Origin of the sequence: Nocardia seriolae NBRC 15557 (assembly GCF_007990715.1) — a bacterium.
GTDB lineage: Bacteria > Actinomycetota > Actinomycetes > Mycobacteriales > Mycobacteriaceae > Nocardia > Nocardia seriolae.
This window is the reverse complement of record NZ_BJWY01000078.1, coordinates 21,648-35,214: the sequence shown is the minus strand read 5'-3', so window position 1 is coordinate 35,214 and position 13,567 is coordinate 21,648. Positions and strand designations below refer to the sequence as shown.

At 67.1% G+C, this 13,567-nt stretch carries 13 protein-coding genes and 1 riboswitch; of the genes, 4 read left to right on the top strand and 9 right to left on the bottom strand.

Annotated features, from left to right (window positions below; genetic code table 11):
- Nucleotides 1–202: 202 nt before the first annotated feature.
- Nucleotides 203–922: a hypothetical protein gene (locus NS2_RS22570; protein ID WP_033085321.1), complete on the top strand. Its 720-nt coding sequence runs from the start codon at nt 203–205 to the stop codon at nt 920–922.
- Between the two features lie 121 nt (nt 923–1,043).
- Here NS2_RS22570 and NS2_RS22565 read toward each other — a convergent pair whose 3' ends face one another.
- Nucleotides 1,044–1,733 (bottom strand): hypothetical protein, encoded by a 690-nt coding sequence (locus NS2_RS22565; protein ID WP_145961816.1) that lies wholly within the window; start codon nt 1,731–1,733, stop codon nt 1,044–1,046.
- Here NS2_RS22565 and NS2_RS22560 point away from each other — a divergent pair.
- Nucleotides 1,720–2,691, top strand: coding sequence for a DUF2510 domain-containing protein (locus NS2_RS22560; protein ID WP_147207278.1), 972 nt, complete (start codon nt 1,720–1,722; stop codon nt 2,689–2,691). The two genes, NS2_RS22565 and NS2_RS22560, sit on opposite strands and share 14 nt — an antisense overlap.
- Nucleotides 2,692–2,707: 16 nt before the next feature.
- Here NS2_RS22560 and NS2_RS22555 read toward each other — a convergent pair whose 3' ends face one another.
- Nucleotides 2,708–3,205, bottom strand: coding sequence for an Lrp/AsnC family transcriptional regulator (locus tag NS2_RS22555; RefSeq protein WP_197707925.1), 498 nt, complete (start codon nt 3,203–3,205; stop codon nt 2,708–2,710).
- 99 nt (nt 3,206–3,304) lie between these two features.
- On the opposite strand from NS2_RS22555, the gene NS2_RS22550 reads away from it, so the two are divergent.
- Complete coding sequence (locus tag NS2_RS22550) at nt 3,305–4,528, top strand: MFS transporter (RefSeq protein ID WP_147207277.1); 1,224 nt, start codon at nt 3,305–3,307, stop codon at nt 4,526–4,528.
- Here NS2_RS22550 and gcvP read toward each other — a convergent pair.
- The 7 genes from gcvP to NS2_RS22515 form a co-directional block, all read right to left on the bottom strand.
- Entirely contained in the window at nt 4,516–7,398 is a 2,883-nt protein-coding gene (gcvP, locus tag NS2_RS22545) for an aminomethyl-transferring glycine dehydrogenase (RefSeq protein ID WP_033085324.1), read from the bottom strand. The two genes, NS2_RS22550 and gcvP, sit on opposite strands and share 13 nt — an antisense overlap.
- Before the next feature lie 161 nt (nt 7,399–7,559).
- Nucleotides 7,560–7,655: riboswitch (glycine riboswitch) on the bottom strand.
- A gap of 151 nt (nt 7,656–7,806) precedes the next feature.
- On the bottom strand, nt 7,807–8,373 hold the full coding sequence (locus tag NS2_RS22540) for a MerR family transcriptional regulator (protein ID WP_033085325.1): 567 nt from the start codon (nt 8,371–8,373) through the stop codon (nt 7,807–7,809).
- 217 nt (nt 8,374–8,590) lie between these two features.
- Nucleotides 8,591–9,064 (bottom strand): bifunctional nuclease family protein, encoded by a 474-nt coding sequence (locus NS2_RS22535; RefSeq protein WP_036546622.1) that lies wholly within the window; start codon nt 9,062–9,064, stop codon nt 8,591–8,593.
- Between the two features lie 67 nt (nt 9,065–9,131).
- Nucleotides 9,132–9,911, bottom strand: coding sequence for a transcriptional regulator FtsR (ftsR, locus tag NS2_RS22530; protein WP_096490840.1), 780 nt, complete (start codon nt 9,909–9,911; stop codon nt 9,132–9,134).
- A gap of 45 nt (nt 9,912–9,956) precedes the next feature.
- Nucleotides 9,957–10,424, bottom strand: a complete 468-nt coding sequence (gene garA / locus NS2_RS22525) for a glycogen accumulation regulator GarA (RefSeq protein WP_033085328.1) — start codon at nt 10,422–10,424, stop codon at nt 9,957–9,959.
- Between the two features lie 185 nt (nt 10,425–10,609).
- On the bottom strand, nt 10,610–11,008 hold the full coding sequence (gcvH, locus tag NS2_RS22520; RefSeq protein ID WP_045435984.1) for a glycine cleavage system protein GcvH: 399 nt from the start codon (nt 11,006–11,008) through the stop codon (nt 10,610–10,612).
- A gap of 60 nt (nt 11,009–11,068) precedes the next feature.
- The gene (locus NS2_RS22515) at nt 11,069–11,686 is read right to left on the bottom strand and encodes a CDP-alcohol phosphatidyltransferase family protein (protein ID WP_033085329.1); all 618 of its coding nucleotides are present in this window, start codon (nt 11,684–11,686) and stop codon (nt 11,069–11,071) included.
- 150 nt (nt 11,687–11,836) lie between these two features.
- Here NS2_RS22515 and NS2_RS22510 point away from each other — a divergent pair, with 150 nt between their 5' ends.
- Entirely contained in the window at nt 11,837–13,546 is a 1,710-nt protein-coding gene (locus NS2_RS22510; protein ID WP_045435981.1) for a GMC oxidoreductase, read from the top strand.
- The last annotated feature ends 21 nt before the right edge of the window (nt 13,547–13,567 follow it).

Sequence of the window (13,567 nt, the reverse complement as noted above, 5' to 3'; positions counted from 1 at the left end):
ACACTAGTTCGACGAAGTCGAAACAGATGGCGAGATCTGATCGGCCCGATCGCCCTGCAGAAGCGACTAGTGCTGGAGACGAGTGAGCTGGAAGTACTGCGGAGATCGGGGAGGGTCCACGTTGGGATCGGGGGGATGCCGAGCTGAAATCAAAGCGGGTTCGAGCGAATGTTCCCGGACGCCTGGTCTTTGGACTCACGGCGTGTTGAGTCCGATCTTCTTCGTCCCCGTCGCGTGCTGGTTGCTCGCGGCGCGTGACATGCGGCTACGAATCCGGCTGGGCATGTTGCTGTTCGCCATCGCGTGCCTGCAGGTCGCGGTGGTGGTCGGCTGGGCACTGGCCGACGAGCCGGTCACCGCGACCGCGGGGCTGGCGATGGTCGCGGTCGTTGTCTCGTTGTGCGGGTGGATCTTCGATGCTCCGGGTAGGTCGGTCCGGTCGACGATCGGGGTGACCCTGAGCATGGTGTGGAGCGTGCTCACCACCCTGGTGGTGCTGGCGGTCGCCGCACTCTCCGGGGTAGGGCTACTGGGAGTCGACTATCCGAAGGATGACGTGCTCGGGTCGTTGTCTCCCGGTTTGGTGGTGCTGAGCACCCGCACCTCGGTCTGCTGGGGCAGCACCCAGACCTACTGCTACCGCCGATTCGTGATCGGCGGCTCCGCCTCGATCCGAGACGCGGATGTCCTCACCCACGTCCTCGACCACCTTCGCGGTCAAGGCTGGTCCCTCGACTACGACGAAGGCTTCCAATGGTGGAAGGGCTGCCGCAGCACCGGATGGTGGCTCGACCGTCTGCACACCTGCGTGTGGGCAATGGGACCGTGGACCGGTGCGCAGCAGGCGAATCGGGTGATCACCCGCGGCGCGGGACCGGAACCACCCGCCATCATCGACTTCGCCAACAGGGAGAGAGCCTGACTACGGTGGTGTCGTGACCGTGCTCGATATCTGCTGTGGCACAGGCACTCCGAACAGATGCAGCGCAATCGTTCCACCGGCCCGATCCCCGGGTGGGCGGATCAGTTCGCTTCGTGCGGGGTCAATCGGATGAGCGGGATGGTTCGGCCTGCCTGAGCGGCCTGCGTGACGGGCCGCTGATGGCGACGCCGTGGCGCATGGTGAACCGGCACAGGCATGCGGCCGGTATATCCAGTTCCTGGGCGGCTTCTGGATTCGATGTTCGCCGGAAGAGTTGGTGCACTGCGGCGGCCGCCGATTCGAAGAGCGCGGTGGCGGTGCCGGGCCGTCCGGCGGCGAGCTGGATCAGGCCCAGCGCGATGCGAGTGAGTTCGATGTCCAACTGCGCCGAACTACCCGACTGGAACGTGGCCAGCACCTGCTGGCAGAGTTCGGCGGCGGCGGCGGGTCGCCCGGCCCGAGACAGGGATATCGCCAGGCAAACCTTGCTGCGCAACATATTCGGGTTGTCCGGGTCCGGGCTGCGGGCAGCTTCGGTGACGATGGCTTGCGCCGCGACGAGCCCGTCGTCGACGCGGTCGACTGCCGCATAGACCCATGCGGTATCGCATCGTGCGGCGAACGTGAGTGAGTCGGACTGTCCGGATAGCGCTGCGCGGTAGGCCTGTTCCCGCTCCACCCATTGGACCGCCAGATCGTCGGAGCAGCCGTAGATGCTCCTGACGGTGGAGCAGACCATCGTCGCGTACATCGGGCGCGACGCTTCGTGACGCGGTCTCAATTCCGCAAGATACATCGTGGTCAACACCATCGAACACGATCGCAGTGCCGGGCGACAGCCTGGCGACAGGGTCCAGACTCCCACGATCTCCCTGGCCTGCGCGAAGAGAGCGATCCGTTCGGCGATGGTGAGCGCTTCCCCTCGACCGACGTCGTCCGATGAAGTTGTCATGATCCCCCGATTCGTTCGAACCAATGATCTCGAAGACATCGAGACCCGACAACCTCGGCGGATGGGTTCGGCGGGATGCGGGATTGTCGCCCTGTGGTGGGTGTGGCCGGGGGCGGACGGTTTTTACGCTGAGGTGATGACGCAACAACTCCCGCCCGCGGGCTGGTATCCCGAGGGCGGCAGTCTGCGCTTTTGGGATGGGTTTCGGTGGACCGAGCGCAGGCAGGCGTTGCCGGTGAGAACTACGGCGACGCAGGAGGTTTCGGTTGATCCGCGGATGCTTGCCGAACGGACGTTGGTGTTTCGGCACAAGGCGGAGCTGATCGAGCATCACGGGTGGGCCATTACCGATCCGGACGGAGTGGCCCTGGGGGCGTTGGTGGCGATCGGGACGAAGACGCTGGAGCGGCTGGCGGGCGGGACGGTGGAGTTGCGCGACGAACGGGACGCGCTCATCCACACGATCACGCAGCAGGTGGTCCGGTTCAAGGCCGTGACTCGAATCGCGGGGCTGGGCAAGATCACTCAGGGCTGGTCGTCGAAGGCCGGGTTCACGCTGAGCGACGAGCGGGACGCGATACTCGGCACGATCAAATGCACCGGCAGTTGGTCGACCCGCTTCGTCATTCGCGACGCCGGCGACCGGGAGATCGGCAGGATCGACTACGAGGTGGTGCCGCTGAACCGGCACCTGATCGACCGATACGACATGTGGCTGCGCCTGGATCATCCGCTCACCGATCCGCTCGCCGGACTGGTGCTCGCGGCAGTCCCCCTCGCCTATCGCGCAATCCGCTCGCGCACCATCGGGGCTTGAAACTCTCCCATCGGTGTCAGCGCTGGGGCCAACCGCTCGGATTGCTGACGGGGCGGTCGACATCGATCGGGACGATCGAGCGCGCCTCGTACTGGGTGGACAGGACTATGTGGGTTTCGATGGTCCCGTGTTCGCCGATGCGCTCGGCCAGCCCCTCGAAGTGCTGGAGGGTGGCGGCGCGGACCTTGAGCAGGGTGCAGTGGCTGCCGCTGAGCTTGTGCACCTCGACGACCTCCGGATAGTCCTCGGCGGTGCTCGTTTTCAACAGGCATTTGCCCAGGGCACAACGCAATTGGATGAAGGCGAGGACCGGCAGCCCGGTGCGGCGGGGATCGACGCGGGCCTCGTAGCCCGCGATCACGCCCGACTCCTCGAGGCGGCGCACCCGATCGGCCACGGCCGGGGCGGAGAGGTGGACGCGACGGGCCAGTTCGTTGAACGACAGACGGGCGTCGGCTTGCAGCTCGGCGAGGATGTTCCAGTCGGTCTCGTCCAGGGGTTTGTTCGCTTGCAAACCGATTCCTCCCGAACACCTTGCGATCGGCAGCCGCGCCAGCCGAATCTCCTTGACTATCTTATTCTTTGCCGCCCGCACGGCTTCTAGCGTTTTCTCATGACCGCAATCGAGACCGTCGAGCCGGTGCTGAAACGCCGCTGGCTGGTGGCGCTGTTCCTGGGTGCCGCCGCGATGAGCCTGACCATGGTGACCGCCAGCACGATGGGCACCCTGGTCGCCGCCGACGAACTGGGCCCGGCGTGGTCGGGACTGCCCAGTGCGGCCGGGGTACTCGGCACCGCGCTCGGCGCATCGGGATTGACGACGGTGATGGAGCGCCGGGGACGGCGGGCAGGTGTGATGAGCGGATACGCCGTCGGCGTCGCCGGTGGGCTGTGCATGGTGCTGTCGACGATGACGGTGTGGTTGCTGATCGCGGGCATGGTGTTGCTCGGGGTCGGCACTGCGGCGGCGCAGCTGTCCCGCTATGCGGCCGCCGACCTGCGTCCGGGACGCCCCGGCGCGCTGTTGGCCGTGGTCGTGTGGGCAGGAACCGTTGGGGCCGTGGGCGGTCCGCTCCTGCTCGCCCCGCTGTCGGTGGCGGCACAGGCGGTGGACCGGCCCGCGCAGACAGCCGTCTTCCTGCTCGGCGCGGTGTCAGTCGCGATCGCGGCCCTCACCGCGACCACCCTGCGCCGCGACACCTCCACCGTGCCACCGGACCGCCCGCCCCAGCGCCCGCCCATGCGGCTGGCCCTGATCTCGATGCTGACCGCGCAGGTCGTCATGACCACGATCATGACCGCCGCCCCGCTCGCCATCCACCAGCACGGTCACGGACTGCACGTCGTCGGCACCATGATCTCCGCCCACACCTTCGGAATGTTCGCCCTCGCACCGCTGTCCGGCCTGCTGTGCGACCGCTTCGGCGGCCGTCCGCTGATCGTGACCGGCCTTGCGCTGCTGGCGATCTCGGCCACCGCGGCCACCGTGGCGGGCACCGTCGGCGGCCCCCTCCTGGCGCTCGTGCTGTTCCTGCTCGGCTACGCCTGGAACCTCGCCCACATCGGAGCCAGCAACCTGCTCGCGGGCAACCTTCCCGAGACCGAACGCATGCACGTCCAGGGAGCCGTCGAATCGCGGGTGTGGGGTGGATCCGCCCTGGCCACAATGGTATCCACGGCGGGCTACGCGATCGGGGGCTACGGCCTGCTCGCGGCCCTGTCCCTCACGATGCTGACGATCCCCGCGGCCCTGCTCTTTCGAGAACGCCCCACCGGTTCCAGAGAACCGATGGGGCGCAGAGCCTTTCGACGCTCAGCCAGCGATCACTCCGCGTAGGCGTCCAGGGGCGGGCAGGAGCAGACGAGGTTGCGGTCGCCGTAGGCGCCGTCGATGCGGCGGACGGACGGCCAGATCTTGGCTCGGACGTGTTTCACGCCCTGGGGGTAGACGGCCTGCTCGCGGGTGTAGGGGTGGTTCCATTCGCCTACCAGGCATTCGGCGGTGTGGGGGGCGCCGCGCAGGGGGTTGTCGTCGACCGGCCAGACGCCGGAGCCGACCTGGTCGATCTCGCCCTTGATGGCGATCATCGCATCGATGAAAGCGTCGAGCTCTTCGAGGTTTTCGCTTTCGGTGGGTTCCACCATGAGGGTGCCCGCTACCGGGAAGCTCATGGTGGGGGCGTGGAAGCCGTAGTCGGCCAGTCGCGTTGCGACGTCGTCGACGGTGACGCCGGTGCGCTTGGTGATCTCGCGCAGGTCCAGGATGCACTCGTGGGCGACCATGCCACCGCGGCGGGCCGCGTCAACGTTACTGCCGCCGGTGTAGAGGACCGGGAAGTGCGGGTCCAGCTTGCGGGCAATGTAATTGGCGGAGGCGATGGCGGTGAGGGTGGCGCGGCGCAGGCCGTCGGCGCCCATCATGCGGATGTAGGCCCAGGTGATCGGGAGGATCGAGGCCGAACCGTACTTGGCCGCGGAGACCGCGTGCGAACCCTGTTCGAGGGGATCGCCCGGCAGGAACTTGGCCAGGTGCTCGCGCACCGCGACCGGGCCGACGCCGGGGCCGCCGCCGCCGTGCGGGATGCAGAAGGTCTTGTGCAGGTTCAGGTGGCTGACGTCGCCGCCGAACTTGCCCGGACGGGCCAGGCCGACAAGGGCATTGAGGTTCGCGCCGTCGACGTAGACCTGGCCGCCGGCCTCGTGGACCAGGCCGCACAGCTCGGCCACCTCGTGCTCGTACACGCCGTGGGTGGACGGGTAGGTGATCATGATGCAGGCCAGGCGCTCGGCGTGGTCGGCGATCTTCGCGCGCAGGTCGTCGAGGTCGACGTCACCGTTGGGGCGGGTCTTCACGACCTCGACGCGCATGCCGGCCATGGCCGCCGAAGCCGCGTTGGTGCCGTGCGCGCTGGAGGGGATCAGGCACGTATCGCGGTGTGCGTCACCGCGATCCAGGTGGTAGCGGCGGATCGCCAGCAGGCCCGCGTACTCGCCCTGGCTACCGGCGTTGGGCTGCAACGAAACCCGGTCGTAGCCGGTGACCGCGCACAGCCAGCCCTCCAGGTCGCCGATCAGCTTCAGCAGGCCCGGCGCGTCCTCGACCGGCGCGTACGGGTGCACCCGGTTGAAGCCGGGCCAGGTGATGGCTTCCATCTCCGCGGCGGCGTTCAGCTTCATGGTGCAGGAGCCGAGCGGAATCATGCTGCGGTCCAAGGCGATGTCCTTGTCCGAGAGTGCGCGCAGGTAGCGCAGCATGGCGGTCTCGGTGCGGTACTTGGTGAACGCGGGCGCGGTCAGGAACTCCGAGGTGCGGACCTCGATGTGCGGGCGCTGCTTGCCGTGGAACAGCGCGCCCTCCGGCCCGACCGGGATCTCCGCGCCGAAGCAGTCCAGCACCGCGACCACGTGGGCGTCGGTGGTGACCTCGTCGCAGGCGATGGCGACATGGTCGGCGTCCACGAGGCGCAGGTTGATCCCGTTCCCCTTCGCCTTGGCCACAATGCCTTCCGCACCACCGGGCACGTTCACCAGCACGGTATCGAAGAAGCTCTGGTGCACCACCGCGTCGCCGAGCCCGGCCGCCAGCCACTGCGCGTGCCCGTGCACCCGCCGCGCGAGCGAGCGCAGCCCGTCCGCGCCGTGGTAGGAGGCGTACATGGCGGCCAGGATGGCCAGCAGCACCTGCGCGGTGCAAATGTTCGAGGTCGCCTTCTCACGGCGAATGTGCTGCTCACGGGTCTGCAGCGCGAGCCGGTAGGCCATGCTCCCGTCCGCGTCCACGGACACACCGACCAGTCGGCCCGGCAGCTGCCGCGCGTGTGCGCTGTGCACCGCGAGGTATCCGGCGTGCGGTCCGCCGAAGCCCAGCGGCACACCGAAGCGCTGTGTGGTGCCGAAACAGGCGTCAGCGCCCTGCTCACCAGGAGGCGTAATCAGCGTCAGCGCAAGCAGATCCGCGCCCACCGCGACCAGCGCGCCGCGCTCATGAGCAGCCTCGATCACCGGAGCCCAGTCCACGAGCCGCCCCGAAGCGCCCGGCTGCTGCACGATCACGCCGAAGAACTCGCCCTCGGGCAGCCGGGGCGGGTCCGAGGGCGTCCGCGGAGCCAGGTCCGCCTCGACGATCTCGATCCCCAGCGGCTCGGCGCGCGTGTACAGCAGCGTCCGGGTCTGCGGGAAGAGATCGGTGTCGATCAGCAGCCGCTGCGACTTGGACTTGCGGTTGGCCCGGTGCAGCAGCGTCATGGCCTCGGCCGCCGCGGTCGCCTCGTCCAACATGGAGGCGTTGGCCACCTCCATGGCCGTCAGATCCGCGACCATGGTCTGGAAGTTGAGCAGCGCCTCCAGCCGACCCTGGCTGATCTCCGGCTGGTACGGCGTGTACGCGGTGTACCAGGCCGGGTTCTCGACGAGATTGCGCAGCAGCACCGGCGGGGTGAGGGTGTCGTAGTAGCCCAGCCCGATCATGGAGGTGGCCACGGTGTTCGAATTCGCCAGCGCCGCAAGCTCGGCCAGAGCCTCGTGCTCGGAGACCGCGGCGGGCAGCGCGTCCAGGCCATTGCCCGCGGGGGCGTCCAGAATGCTCGCGGGGACCGCCTTGGAGGCGAGTTCGTCCAGCGACTCCACGCCCACGGTCTCCAGAATGCGGCCGGTCTCACCGCTGTCGGGGCCGATGTGGCGGTCGGCGAAGGATCGAGTCCAGATCACGGCTGCTCCAAGGGGTGGGCGGGTATCGGCCGACACGGCCGATGCTTCGTCTGCCCTCCCCCTCTGTCCTCGATGCCTGAGAGATTCGGACCCCGGCCTTGCGGCCGTTGCCCTTTCACCATGGGCGGGTGGCGCGAGGCCACCACTTTCCAGAGGCGCCGAAACTCCGCACGGTCCCTTGTGCCTGAGAGATTGACGGGGAGGTGCTGCTCCTTCGGCGTCCGAGGCTACCCCCGGAACTCTCCCGCACGGCTGCGACGCACTGCCAGTCTAAGGGGGCCCAGGTTACAAGAATGTTGCCTGGGCCCCGTTTCACATCCCGATACGGCAGAGCACCGGAATTCGCTCCCACCCGGAACACGAAAATGCGCGCCGCCCTATGGGCGACGCGCATCCGGGAAGCGGTTCCTAACCGGTCTTGCTCATCCGCGCCTTGCGGCGGAAGGACAGCTCGTCCTCGGGACGCTCCGAGGTACTGCCGACCTCGGCGCGTTCGGCCGGGAAGTTGGCGATGGCCCCGGTCAACTCGCGCATCGCGCCGCTGACGGCGATGCCGAACACGCCCTGTCCGCCCTGCAGTAAATCGACGACCTCTTCGGCGGAGCTGCACTCGTAGACGGTGGTGCCGTCGGAGAACAGGGTGATCCCGGCGAGGTCTTCCACGCCGCGGCTGCGCAGATGGTCCACGGCGATGCGGATGTTCTGCAAGGAAATTCCGGCGTCGAGCAGGCGCTTGACGATCTTGAGGACCAGGATGTCCTTGAACGAGTAGAGGCGCTGGCTGCCGGATCCGGTGGCGCTGCGAATGGACGGGACGACAAGCCCGGTGCGGGCCCAGTAGTCGAGCTGGCGATAGGTGATGCCGGCCACCTGACAGGCGCTGGGCACGCGGTAGCCGACGAGTTCGTCGGGCACCGTGTCATCGGGGAACAGCCCTGGCTGCACCACATCCCGAGGTTGCGGTTGATCTCCCACTGACTACTCCCTTACTGCTTGCCTATCAGGGCTGGGCTCTGTCAATCGACTCTGGAGCGTTGGCCTATCAATCGAGGCTACTCTCCTGATTGTTGCGGGAGCATCGGCACCGTCCAAGCATGAACGGGCGCGTGTTTTTAACCCTAAACCTGAGGTAGAGACACGGATTTGTCTCTTTTGGAGATCAGCCCGGGTTCATCGTCCGCTCAGGAGTTGGTCAGCTGTCCGTGGCCTTGAAGTCATCCGGAGATACCGATTCGAGAAACTCCTTGAACTTCTCGACCTCGTCCTCTTTCTCGTCCGGCATGACCAGTCCGGCCTCCTCGAGCACCGGCTCCTCCACGAAGATCGGGCAGCCCACCCGCAGCGCGACGGCAACCGAATCCGAGGGTCGCGCCGAGATCCGCAGATCGTTCTCGAAGACAAGATCGGCGTAGAAGGTGCCCTCCTGCAGATCCACGATCCGCACTTCCTTGAGGGTGTGGCCGAGCTCCTTGATCAGAATCTTGATCAGATCGTGGGTGAGCGGGCGGATCGGAGTCACGCCCTCCTGCTCCAGCACGATCGCGGTGGCCTCGGCCTGGCCGATCCAGATGGGAAGGTACCGGTCGCCGGAAACCTCTCGCAGCAGCAGCACGGGCTGATTCTGTGGTTGTTCGACACGGATGCCGATCACACGCATTTCGCTCATCGCACTGCCTCCCAAATCCACACCGGCCGCCAGCCCCCGGCTGTAATACCGAGTCTAGGCGAAGATTTCAGCCGCCGAGGGAAGCGCGCACAGAGGTCTTCACCAGGCAGGTGTGCAGCGTCAGCGACAGCGCCGCCAACTCGCGCACCGTCTCCTCGGCCCGGGCGCGGGCATCCGCGTCGCGGCTCTTGGCGATCGGCGCCGCGATCTGCGCGACCATCGCGGCCTCGCGATCGGCGGCCAGCTTGAAGGCGCGCAGATGCCTTGCCTCCAAACCGAATTCACTCAGGGCCTTGGCGGTGCGGGCCAGCGTGACGGCGTCGCCGTCGAAATAGCCTGCCGCGCCGGGGGTGATCAGGTTGGCGCGGATCAGTTCGGTCAGGAACTTCTCGTCGATCCCGGCCTGTTCGAGCAGATCCGCCCGGGTGATCCGGATCTCGTGATCGAACCGGAGTTCCTCGGGCGAAACCTCACCGGGCACGGCGTTCAGCCGCCGCAGGCGGCCGCCATTGGCGGCGGGGTCGGGCACGACGGACCCGTTTCTGGCATCGGGCATGACCCCTCCCACAGCGTTCGCCCGGGCCCGCGCCTCGCGGACCCCGAGCGTCGCCGCCCCACTGTCGATCGCTTCGAGCTGTTCCTTGATCACCTTCAACGGCAGGTACTGATCCCGCTGCGCGGTCAGCACGAAGCGCAGGCGCTCGACGTCGGCCACGTGGAAGCGGCGGTACCCCGAGGGCGTGCGCTCCGGGCTGATCAGGCCCTCCGATTCCAGGAATCGGATCTTGGAGATGGTGATGTCCGGAAAATCCGGACGCAGGAGATCCAGCACGGAGCCGATCGACATGCCTCCGCGCGTCCACTGCGCTGCGCCAGTCATTCCGCTCGGTCCCTATAGAGCCGAATCGCTCGAAACCGGCTTGGGGCCGGTCAGGAAGACCAGGCGGAACTTGCCGATCTGGACCTCGTCACCGTTCTGCAGTTCCGAGGAATCCACCGGCTCCCGGTTGACGTAGGTGCCGTTGAGGCTGCCCACATCGACCACCTGGAAGGTGTCGTCGTCCTGGCGGAATTCCGCGTGGCGACGGCTGACGGTGACATCGTCCAGGAAGATGTCGCTGTCGGGGTGGCGGCCCGCCGAGGTGGTCGGCTGGTCGAGCAGGAATCGCGAACCGGCGTTCGGACCACGCTTGACCACCAGCAGGGCCGCGCCCGCGGGCAGACCCTCGACTCCCTGTACCGGCTGCTCGCCTGTCTGCTCGGGGCGCGACGTGTCGACCTCGTTCAGGAAGTCGGCACGGAACACCGAAGTGGTCTCTGCTGCCGTTTCCTGGTAACCCGGGTCCTTGTTCTCGCTCACCCTTGCTCTCCTCCTCGAACCGAATAATCCATGCAAGCAGTTGATGCCCTCAGCGATGCGGCACTCCGGCCGCTCCCCGCTTCGAGCGGGTCCGGATTTTCCGGGCACCGGCTGCGCGCACTTCTGTTGGCATTGACCGTACCCTGCCAGGGCGTACCCGTGCAGGTAGAACTGTGAAGGCTCCTTCAGCCTCCGATAACTCCTTGATAACCTGCGGCATCCAGGAGCTTTCCGAGCGCCGCGTCGAGCGCCTCGGCGGAGTCGACCTCGAGCTCGAACAGCCATCCGTCACCGTAGGCGTCGGAGTTGACGGTCTCGGGCTCGCCGTCCAGAAGATCGTTCACCGCAACGACTTTCCCGGCCAGCGGGGCGTAGATGTCCGACACGCTCTTGGTGGATTCGATCTCGGCGATGCTCTCGCCGGCCGGAGCCTCGGTGTCCATCGCGGGCAGCTGCACGAACACGACGTCACCCAGCTGCGACTGCGCGTAATCGGTGATGCCCACCCGCACCCGGGTCGGACCCACCTTGCTCACCCACTCGTGCTCTTCGGAGTAGCGCAAATCCTCGGGTACTGCGGTCACAGGCAGTGTCCTTTCAACGGGCGTCCTCTCGGGATCGTCGTCGATCCGTCCGCGCACACCCTATCGGGAGTGATCATGGTGCGGCACGGGCGGTATCGCTCGGGCCACGGCGACGGCCTTGCCGAGATACAGGATTCCGGTCCAGACGTAAACCACCGTGCCCCAGATCAAGAATGCCCCACCGAAGGCCCGGCCGAAACCCGCGGCGGCCCAATCCATCTGCCCGGCCAGCAACCAGGGCAAAGCGGACATGAGGGCGAAAGTGGCGGCCTTGCCCAGGTAGATGACCTCCGGCGGGGGTAGACCGCGGCGGCGGTAGATGCCGAGGGTGAGGGTCAAGATCCCGTCGCGGGCGATCAGGATGAGCACCACCCACCAGGGCAGGATGCCGCGAATCAGGAAGCCGCCCAGGGTTGCCAGCAGATAGAGGCGGTCCACCAGCGGGTCCAGCAGCGCGCCGAGCCTGGACGATTGATCCAGCAGGCGGGCCAGTTTGCCGTCGAGCCAGTCGGTGATACCGCTGGCGACCAGCAGCGCGAAGGCCCAGCCGTCGGCCTTCTCGACCAGCAGCAGCCACAGGAAAACCGGGACGCCGATCAACCGCAGCACGCTCAATACATTGGGCACGGTGAATACCCGGTCGCTGTAGACCGGTTCGGCGTTGCGCTCGGTTGTCACAGACCGGTCTTACCTCAATTACCTCAGCATCTCCATCCGGGCACGCCGCCTCGCCACCGGTGGACGGAACCGATATGGTCTGCGCCATACACAAGGTGAGAGAATCGGACCTGATTCTTCTCATCCAGGGGTGCAGGGAGAGGTAAGACCATGCCCGACTTCGACTATGACGTCGTCGTTATCGGTTCCGGGTTCGGGGGGAGCGTGAGTGCGCTGCGCCTGACCGAGAAGGGTTACCGGGTGGCGGTGCTCGAGTCCGGACGACGCTGGAACGCCGAGGACATCCCCAAGACGAACTGGAATGTGCGCAAGTCGATCTGGGCCCCGCGGCTCGGGCTGACCGGGACGCAGCGGATCAGCGTGCTGGGCAAGTGCGCGGTGTTCTCCGCCTCGGGGGTCGGGGGCGGGTCGCTGATCTACGGGAACACCCTCTACGAGCCGCTGCCCGCGTTCTACACCGACAAGCAGTGGGCCCACATCACCGACTGGCGCGCCGAGCTCGCGCCCTACTACGACCAGGCGCAGCGCATGCTGGGTGTCGCGCCGAATCCGCGGATGACGCCGGCCGATGACGTGATCCGTTCGGTGGCAGAGGATCTGGGCGTCGCGGACACCTTCCACGCCACCGATGTGGGCGTGTTCTTCAACGAGGCCGAGCCGGGCGTCGAGGTGGACGATCCGTACTTCGGCGGGGCCGGGCCCAGTCGCAACGGCTGCATCCACTGTGCGCGCTGCTTCACCGGCTGCCCGCACAACGCCAAGAACACCACGCCCAAGAACTATCTCTACCTGGCCGAGCAGGCCGGTGCGCACGTCTTCGAGCTGACCACCGCCACCAAGGTGCGCCCCATGACCGGCGGCGGGTACGCCATCGAGACGGCCCGCTCGGATCGCTGGGTTCGCAAGGGCCGCAAGGTGTTCACCGCCGAGCAGGTGGTGTTCGCGGCGGCCGCGCTGGGCACCCAGAAACTGCTGCACAAGATGCGCGACGAGGGCGTGCTGCCGAATCTGTCGCCGCGGCTGGGCGAGCTGACCCGGTCCAATTCCGAGGCCATCCTGAACGTGGTGAGCAAGGCCCGCGACGATTTCGCCGAGGGCATCGCCATCACCTCCTCGATCCATCCCGAGCCCGACACCCACATCGAGGTCTGCCACTACGGCAAGGGCCAGAACGGCCTGTTCCCGCTGTCGGTGCCGCTGGTCGACGGCGGCGCGTTCCGGTTCCTGCGGTTCCTGCTGGCCATGCTCCTGCACCCGGTGGTCTTCGCGCGCAGCCTCAATGCCCGCCGGGCCTCGGAGAAGTCGGTCATCCTGCTGGTCATGCAGTCCCTGGACAACTCGCTGACCTCGTTCCGGCGCTGGGGGCTGCTCGAGACCAAAGCGGGCACGGGCAAGCCGAATCCGGCCTGGATCCCGCTCGCTCACGATGTCGGGCGGCGGTTCGGGCAGAAAGTCGACGGCGACGTGCAGATGCTGGCCATGGATGTGTTCAACATTCCCGCCACCGCGCACTACATCGGCGGCTGCGTCATCGGCGAGGGCCCCGAAAGCGGCGTCGTGGACCCGTATCAGCGCGTGTACGGGTACCCGGGCCTGCACATCGCCGACGGCTCGGCGGTCACCGCCAACCTGGGAGTGAACCCGTCGCTGACCATCACCGCGCAGGCCGAGCGCGCAATGGCGTTCTGGCCCAACCGAAACGAGGCCGACCCGCGTCCCGAACCCGGTTCGCCGTACCGCCGCATCAACCCGGTCGCACCCAAGCACGCGGTGGTGCCGGACTTCGCGCCGGGCGCGTTGCGGCTGCCGATCTTCCCCACCGAATTCCCGACCGATCCCGCCCTGCCCGTCAACCAGTAAAGAACTCGCCGCCAACCGATC